This is a genomic window from Robinsoniella sp. RHS (assembly GCF_001029355.1).
Classification (GTDB): domain Bacteria; phylum Bacillota; class Clostridia; order Lachnospirales; family Lachnospiraceae; genus Robinsoniella; species Robinsoniella peoriensis.
On the sequence record NZ_JNGB01000111.1, the window covers coordinates 1 to 8,231 of the forward strand.

Genomic DNA, 8,231 nt, shown 5'->3' on the forward strand with positions numbered 1-8,231 from the left:
GGTAAGTAAATACTCAGCTCTGCTCTACGCTCCTCCGCCATGCCAGTTTCCCACACCCATCTTTCCGAGATCCAGTTACTGCCACAAAGTCTGGTTTTCTCAGCCTGGTCGGAGACCCCTGGGCTGTGGCAGGCTGTTCTTTATTGGATGCTGCGCAGTATGTTTCGGCTGTTTGTGTAAAAGAAGATGGAAGTTTGTCTCCTTTTTCTGGTTACAGAAATGAAAAACAAATTCTGTTTTCTAAGATCAGTTGCTTTGCGCCAGTCGCGTCCGGCATTCCACAACCCCCGGGTCCCATCATGCTGAGAAAACCAGCTTTGTTTCAACGAATGCTATCTCGGAAAGAGAAGGGGGCGAGCCAGGACATTGATTTGGAAGGCGTATAGCAGAGCTGAGTATTTACTTACCTTCCCAGAGCACTTTTTGGCGGATACAATTCGATTGGCTCCCATCGGATTGTAAGCGGGCAGTGAGCTGCGAAATGCATCAGGATTTCGGAGCGAATGCCCGCGTGCCGCCAAAAAGGGCTCTGGGAAGGTTAGAAAATGCCAGTTCTGCGGTAAGCCTTCCAAATCAATGTCCTGGCTCGCCCCCTTCTCTTTCCGTACACTACCTATCATATACAAAGTGTCCCCTTCCTCAGCTAAACCCCAATTTAAGAAACTGTTCGCTGTAGTACTAAAGTATGCGGGAGGCAAGTGTGAAATAAAAGACGCTGCCGCCGCCCGGATTATCTTCCACCCATATTTTACCCTGGTGGAGACGGATGATTTCACTGGCGATACAAAGTCCAAGACCAAAATGCTCCCGGTCTTTGCGTGCCGGATCAGCACGGAAAAACCGCAGAAAAATCTTTTGCTTCAATTCATCCGGTATTCCGTAACCTTTATCGGCAACCCATAGTTTCAGCTTGTTGTCGGTCTGACAAATGCCAAGCGTTATGGAACTGCCCCCGGGAGAATAACTAATAGCGTTATTCAGAAGAATGGAAAGAACCTGTTCGATACGCTGCTTGTCGCAAATGCATTGGGGGACCGGTCCATCCGGCAGTGTGATATGCAGAGTCATCCGGCGGCTCCTTGCAACGGGGCTGTATTTCTCATAGACATCCAGTAACAGGGTATCCAGCTGTGTATCTTCAAAATGGACAGACCAGGATTGGTTATCGGCATTGGCCAAAGTCAGCATATCATCGATCAGACGCTTCATACGTCCGCCCTCACTCTCGATTGCTTCATAGAAGACTGCACGGTCTTCCTCATCGGCGGCTTTTAATGCAGTGACGCTGGCGAGCATAACCGAAAGGGGAGAACGAAGCTCATGAGAGGCAGAGGCTACAAAGTGCACCTGTTGTTTTCTGTTTTCTTCGATTGGAGACAGCATCTGCCTGGTAAATCTCCTGGCAAAGAGATACAGCAGTAAAATCGCAGTTACGTCAATGCAGAGAAATGTCATGCGCAGCTGAAAGATCTGGGAGAACAGCTGGGAGCGGTCGAACAGGATAACAGCGCATAATACACCTGTGGAATTCGGCAGGGAAGCAACGGAAACATAATATTTTTTATTTTGTGAAGACATCCCGAAGTCCAGATATTTAACCATTCTTTTGGAGACAGGGGGATTTGCAATATCGAACTGGTAATCCTTTTTTGCGGTCTGGTATGCAGTGTCTATGAGGTCTTTCTGCATGGAATCCTGCCTGCTTTGATTTTGAAAAAGCAGCCTGCCCTTTTCCAAAAGTACAATTGTATAATACCGGTTATCAGCCAGGCGAAGAAGCTTCTCATGGTCAATGATATTCTGTCCGTCCAGATAAGTCAGGATCGCATTTTGATTTTTGTCAAAGACCGCAGATTCATTTTTCGTTAAGAGGCCTTCAAACACAAAAAGCCCGGCAAGGGACATAACAATCAGGATTGCACTGGTGGCAAGGGTATTAAAAAGAGTCATTTTTATATGAATTTTATGAAACATTCAGACCTCCAGCCGATATCCGATCCCCCGGATCGTTTTAATGGTAAGGCTGCTGTTTACCGTTCCCAGGCGTCTTCTTAAAAAATGAATGTAATTATCCAGATTGCCATCCTCGATTTCGGCATCCGGTCCCCATACCTTTACCAGCAGCAGCATTCGGGGGAGTACCCGGTTTGGGTTTCTTAGAAATACTTCCATCAGTTCCCCTTCTTTTTTAGACAGGGAACAGGAGAGACTGTCTCTGTATAATACTTTTTCCAACGTGTGGAAGGTCACATCCCCACAGGTTATATGCTGCATAATTTCTATTTTTCTTGGACGCCGGCTGATACAGCGGATTCTGGCCATGAGTTCTTCATAAGCAATGGGCTTAACCAAGTAATCATCCGCACCTGTGTCCAACCCCTGCACCCGGTCGTTAATTTCGCCAAGAGCGGTAACCAATATGATGGGGGTGGTACTGCCGGATTCTCTTAATTTGGATAGAAGCATGGTTCCGCTCATTGACGGAAGCATTCGGTCCAGAAGAATCAGGTCATGGGCATTCTGGAAAGCCAAATAAAGCCCGTCTTCCCCGTTATGGCATATATCTACAGAAAAGCCTTCTTTCTTTAATTTGTAGGAAAGAGACTGGCACAGTTTGACATCATCATCAATAATTAAAATTCTCATATTTTAAAGCTCCTTTGTATAGAATCCAATCCGGTTCATTAGGTATTAACAACTGCAAAAGCTAAAATGCAGAAATCCAGAATCTTTTGAATATTATAGCATATCAATAACTCCTTTTGGTTGTTTCGGGAAAATTAGAGATAAATTAGAGATAAGATAAAGGTTTCTTAGAGGCAGCAAAAAAAGGTCTGTGTTATAATGATCACAGACAGGAATTATATAAGAATGCCCGGGCTAATTTCCTGTGAGGTGGGGTGTGCAAATGGTGGGAAGGAATAATCAGGTACGCTCCAGGAAAGGATTTGCAATGAACAGACAAAAAAGAATAGTTTTATCGGTTTTATTAATGATGGTAATGATTATTCTGGGCGGGTGTAAACAACATGAAACTGCACCAGAAGACAAAAAAGGAGAACAGGAGAATGCAAGTCTGGAGACAACAGGCAATCAATCGCTTGGAAGATTTATAGAACAGGATTTGAATTTACCCCAGGGAGATCTTTCCACACTAGTCAAAACGCTTTCTGACAAAACCCTTAGGGCGTTTACCGAAAAAGGGGTTTATGAATCCCGGGATAGCGGTGACACATGGGTTGCCTGGGAGAAGCAGCCTAAAGCGCTGACGGATGATATGCAGGATAAGGGGGATACGGAAACGGCTTCCGGCAAATCTTCCACGTCATTTGTTCTAGAGAGCGGAGGCGTTCTACCTATAGCAATTGGATATGATGGCAGTTTATTTTACAAAACAAAAAAGGGTGAGGATAGAATATACAAATATATAGATAAAGATGGTAATGGAAGGGAAATCAATATATCCTTATCCGGAGACTTGAATGAAATTGCAGCAGCCGAATTCACCGAAGAGGGGGAATTAATATGCTGTGATATGGAGGGGAATATTTTTCAGATCAATTGCAGCACAGGAGAAATAGTGCATACTTATAATATGGCATCCAATGGAGAAAATTTCACATCTCCGGATCTGATTCCCATAGGCGGTAAGCTTTTTGTGGCTTACAGCAAGTTTAATGACAGTTGGGAGGCGGCAGATATAGAGGTGGATACATATGACCTGACATCCCATAAGGCAGAGGAAAAAAACCAGGTACTCAATGAATTTTTTTCCAGTAAGGAAAAGGTGGCTAATCAGACGAACATGCCCAAATTTATGACAGATCCTGTAAATAAAAATATCTATATAGCAGATATTACCGGTGTCTATAAATATACCCTGGACAGTTCCGTTGTAGAAAAGATTTTCAACGGAGCATTGGGGAAAATGTACAACCCTGCTGCTTATCTTGTGGGGGGAACGGTTATAAATGAGGACTCGTTTATATTAAATTACTATGTTGCAGACAGTATGTCACTGGTACGATACCAATATGATCCGAATGTGACAGCTGTGCCTGAGAAGGAGCTTACGATCTATTCGCTGTATGACAATTCCCTTGTCCGGCAGGCAGTTACTGTATTTCAGAAAAATAATCCGGATGTATTTGTGAATTTCGATATAGGTCTTACCGGCGAGGATGCCATAACTGTAAGCGATGCCATAAAAACCCTGAATACCAATATCATGTCCGGACAGGGTCCCGATATTCTGCTTTTAAATGGAATGCCCACGGAATCCTATATGGAAAAAGGCTTATTAGCGGATATCAGTGATGTAATAGCAGAAGTTTCAGATACAGATGGTATTTTTGAAAACATTGCCTCATCTTACAAAAAAGAAGATAAAATTTTAGCAGTACCAATGCGGTTTTCAGTTCCGGTGGTTATGGGTAAAACAGAACTGGTATCCCGGTATCAGGATTTAAATTCTCTGGCGGAACTGGCAGAACAGCTGAGAAATGAAAATCCCGGGGCGCAGAGCATTTTGGGAAGTATGCCGGCTGATGTATTAATCCGACTATTCATGGCAAACTCAGCGCCATTCTGGATCTCAGAGGATGGAACTTTAGATGAAAATAGTCTGACAGCATTTTTTAGTTCTCTGAGTAAAATCCAGGATGCACAACTGGGAACAACAGGGAACGCAGATGATGGAGAATTTCAGGGGGAAACCCTGTCAGACACTCAGATGCTGGAAATGGTAAGTTTTATGACAACCAGTACTTATCTGTTGGGTATGATGGGGTATGAGGATACTAAAATTAATGTTTCTAATGCAGCCAATGCAGAAGATCTATGCTGGATATTGTCCATGAGGAGCAGATTGGGTGATGCAGAATATAAAACGGCACCCGGTGAGGTATATATCCCTATTGATCCAATGGGAATCAGTTCCAGAAGTGAAAATACAGATCTGGCAAAACGCTTTATGACAATGATGCTTCAGTCGGATATGCAATCGATCTCGGTCTTAGGTTATCCTCTAAATCAAAAGGTATTTGATAAAAATATGGAAAAGCCGGCGGAATTCAAAGACAGTTATGAGCTGGTAGACGATACTGGAAGAGGTGAGTTTCATCTGGATCGGATCTGGCCTTCAACTAGTGATGTTGATGATTTTAAGCAGAAAATCGAAAGTTTAAAAACTCCGGCTCTATTGGACGATATGATTAATAAGACGGTGATGGAAGAAGGAAAGAAGTGTCTGATCACAGGGGAGTCGGTAGAAGACGCGGTAAAAAATGTCATGAAGAAGATCAGTATCTATCTGGCTGAGTGACGGGGACGAGTGTTTGAAAATATAGATAAAATGCAGGGAAGAAATCAAATATTTTGGTTTCTTCCCTCCTTTTTATGCAAAATAAGATGTTTTTAACAGATTACAATGATTTTAATAGACCAAAAAATTGAATAAACAATAGGATTTTGCTATAATTTTACTATTCTGTTGAGATATTATGTAACCTGAGGGAAAGTATATGGGAGGGCGCAAAACGTGGAGAAGATGGGGTTCTGTAAGAGGCTGAAAAGAAGCGGAAGGTTAAAATACAAAATGCGGATTTTGCTGGCATTTTTTGCCGTGGCTGTGCTGGCCATCGGGTTTACAGATGTTGCAGTATTTCGCGGGCTGTCTGCAAATATCAGGGAGGATACGGATAAGGAAACCAGGGAAATGCTGCGTAATCTGAATAACTCTTATGAGAATCAGGTCATGCAGTATCAGGATCAGGCACAACTCCTGTATCGGAATCTGAATGTGAAGGCTTTCCTGGTATCCGGAGGGCGGGAAGATTCCCATATCGATACGATCTATGAATCCATGAAAGCTATGGCTGGAAATATGACCGGCATCTCTTCCGTTATCTTATTCTATAAAGAGGATATTCTGGCAAGCTACGATACGGGAATGGTAACCGTGGCTGCAAAAGAAGAGATAATGAAAGCAGCCTCAGATACGGTGTCGGATAAAGATATCTTCTACGTGTGGCCCAATGACCGCAAATATCAAAAACATATGGTTATTCTGTGGAGTGACCGGGATTATCCAAATGCGCCCAGTAACTATGGCGTGGCGCTGGCGATTAATATGGATGCTGTGCAGGAAAAAGTCATACCATGGAACCAAAAGGCAGTAAATCCCATCTACATATTCCATAAGAGCGGAGAACTGGTTGCTGCCCAGAGAAATGAATACAAGGAAGAAGCCCAGAAAATGTTTCAGGAAATTTGTACAAAGGAAATTGACGAAGGCTCCTTTAATGAGTCCGTAGACGGGAAAAAACGGGCAATTTCTTATGTAAGGGAAGGGGATGGAAGGTTTTTATCCCTGCGGATACAGGATATGTCGGGAAGCCAGATACAGATAAACAGGGCGCTTCAGACTATATTATTTGCCACTGTTTTGGGGATGCTGGTTATTGCAGGGGCAGTGTGGGTGCTGTCTGGCTGGGTATACCGTCCTGTGGGCGCTATTTTCCGCAATATACTGCAACTGGCACAGAGCGGGGAAGAAACGGTAAAAGGAAAAGATGAATTAATTCTGGCAACAGATGCGCTGGAAGATGTGAATCAGAATATGAACCTGCTGAAGAGCCAGATCCGTAATAATGCAGCCGTGCGTTTTTTGCGGTATGGCAGGAGTGGGGATGTGGTTGATCAGAAAATGTTTGAGTTTGGAGACTGTGAACCGGATAATTTTACGGTAATTGTACTGCGGTATTTTCTGGAGGACTGGTCTAAAAATGAAGCACTGTTTGCATATGTAAAGGAAATTCGCTGGGTGAAGAGAGAAAATAGAAAAGGCGGTATGCACTGTTACCGTGCTTCTCAGGGAGAGATTATATTTTTAGATTATAGTATGAGAGAAGAGGGAGGCCCCCATGCGGTGTGCTATGACAGCCATGGGATGACGGAGGAAAGGTCAGACAGTATCCCCCTTGAAGAAGAGGCGGGAAAACTTCTGGAGGAATTAAAAACCCTATATGGAATGAAAGGCTGTATGGGAATTGCCCATTGCAGCAGGCCGGACAGGCTTCCCAAAGCATATCACTGTGCAGAACTGCTGACGGAGTATTATATACTGGCAAAAGATATGCAGGTGACGGACGAATCTGTATTGAAGGCAAAACGGCAGGGAACGGTACAGGAACCCGAACGGGACCACATTTTAAGGTTTGTTAAGAATGATACAGAGGAAGACCTGAATGCATGTATGCAAAGGCTTCTTAAGAATCTTACCTCCTACCATATCCTGGAGGCACAGAAGTATCTGAAAGAGCTCATAGCGGATGTGATTCGGCTTTCAGAAAGCATTTCCGGGGAAAAGAGTGAACAGTATGAGATGTATCTGGAGGATTTTCTCACCAATCAGATTTTTATCGGGCAGGCGGACATAGAGGAGTGGCTCTGCCAGCTGTTCTTACAAGTCAGGGCCCAGCTAAAAAGCAGCCGGCAGCCTAATGCGGTATATATTATGGGAGAAGTAGAGGTCTATGTGGGGGAGAATTACCGTGACTGCGGGTTATCAGTAGAGGCAGTTGCTGAGCACTATGGACTGAGCGTTTCTTATTTCAGTAAGCTTTTTAACCAGCATACAGGAAAAACATTCCCTGATTATATCAGTCAGCTGCGGCTTAAAAAAGCACGGGAAATGCTTTTGGAAAAGCAAAACATGACAATACAGGAAATTGCAAAGGAAGTTGGTTTTAACAGTTCCTCTTATTTTTCGGCAGCATTTCGAAAATTTTACGGAGTATCTCCGTCCCAGATACGGAGGGTTAAGACTAAGGATTAAGATAAGAACAGAACCAGAGCGTGTTTTAAAATTGCTACACATTGGTCATTTTAACCAAATTAATATTGAAGCGATACACAAAAATCCCAGATAGGTGAATGCAAGTTTGTCATAGCGGGTGGCAATTCTACGAAATGCCTTTAGCTTTAAAAAGAGTTTTTCTATCAGATGCCGCTCTTTATATAGCCACCAATCGCAATGACGTTCAAACTTTGCTCCCTTTCTTGATGGAATTGTTGGTTCACCACCTTGCTCATAGATATAGTCAATCAGTTTATCACTGTCATATCCACGATCAGCAAGTATGTTACTTCCTTTTAAATTTACATGTTTCAATAAGGGAATCGCGAAATTAATATCGTTGCGTTGTCCTTCACTGATCATGAAATACACT

5 protein-coding genes are annotated in these 8,231 nt (G+C 43.3%); 2 read left to right on the top strand and 3 right to left on the bottom strand.

The window, feature by feature from the left end:
* Nucleotides 1-678 precede the first annotated feature (678 nt).
* Together RHS_RS31870 and RHS_RS24205 are read right to left on the bottom strand one after the other, a co-directional pair.
* Entirely contained in the window at nucleotides 679-1,974 is a 1,296-nt protein-coding gene (locus RHS_RS31870; RefSeq protein ID WP_395023495.1) for a sensor histidine kinase, read from the bottom strand.
* On the bottom strand, nucleotides 1,975-2,646 hold the full coding sequence (locus RHS_RS24205) for a response regulator transcription factor (protein WP_047834606.1): 672 nt from the start codon (nucleotides 2,644-2,646) through the stop codon (nucleotides 1,975-1,977).
* Nucleotides 2,647-2,908: 262 nt separating this feature from the next.
* On the opposite strand from RHS_RS24205, the gene RHS_RS24210 reads away from it, so the two are divergent.
* Nucleotides 2,909-5,323, top strand: coding sequence for an ABC transporter substrate-binding protein (locus RHS_RS24210; protein ID WP_047834607.1), 2,415 nt, complete (start codon nucleotides 2,909-2,911; stop codon nucleotides 5,321-5,323).
* Nucleotides 5,324-5,548: 225 nt separating this feature from the next.
* Nucleotides 5,549-7,837, top strand: a complete 2,289-nt coding sequence (locus RHS_RS24215) for a helix-turn-helix domain-containing protein (protein WP_395023497.1) — start codon at nucleotides 5,549-5,551, stop codon at nucleotides 7,835-7,837.
* Between the two features lie 45 nt (nucleotides 7,838-7,882).
* On the opposite strand, the gene RHS_RS24220 is transcribed toward RHS_RS24215, so the two are convergent.
* Nucleotides 7,883-8,231 (bottom strand): DDE transposase (locus tag RHS_RS24220; RefSeq protein WP_047834609.1); only part of this gene is annotated, 349 nt, incomplete at its 5' end.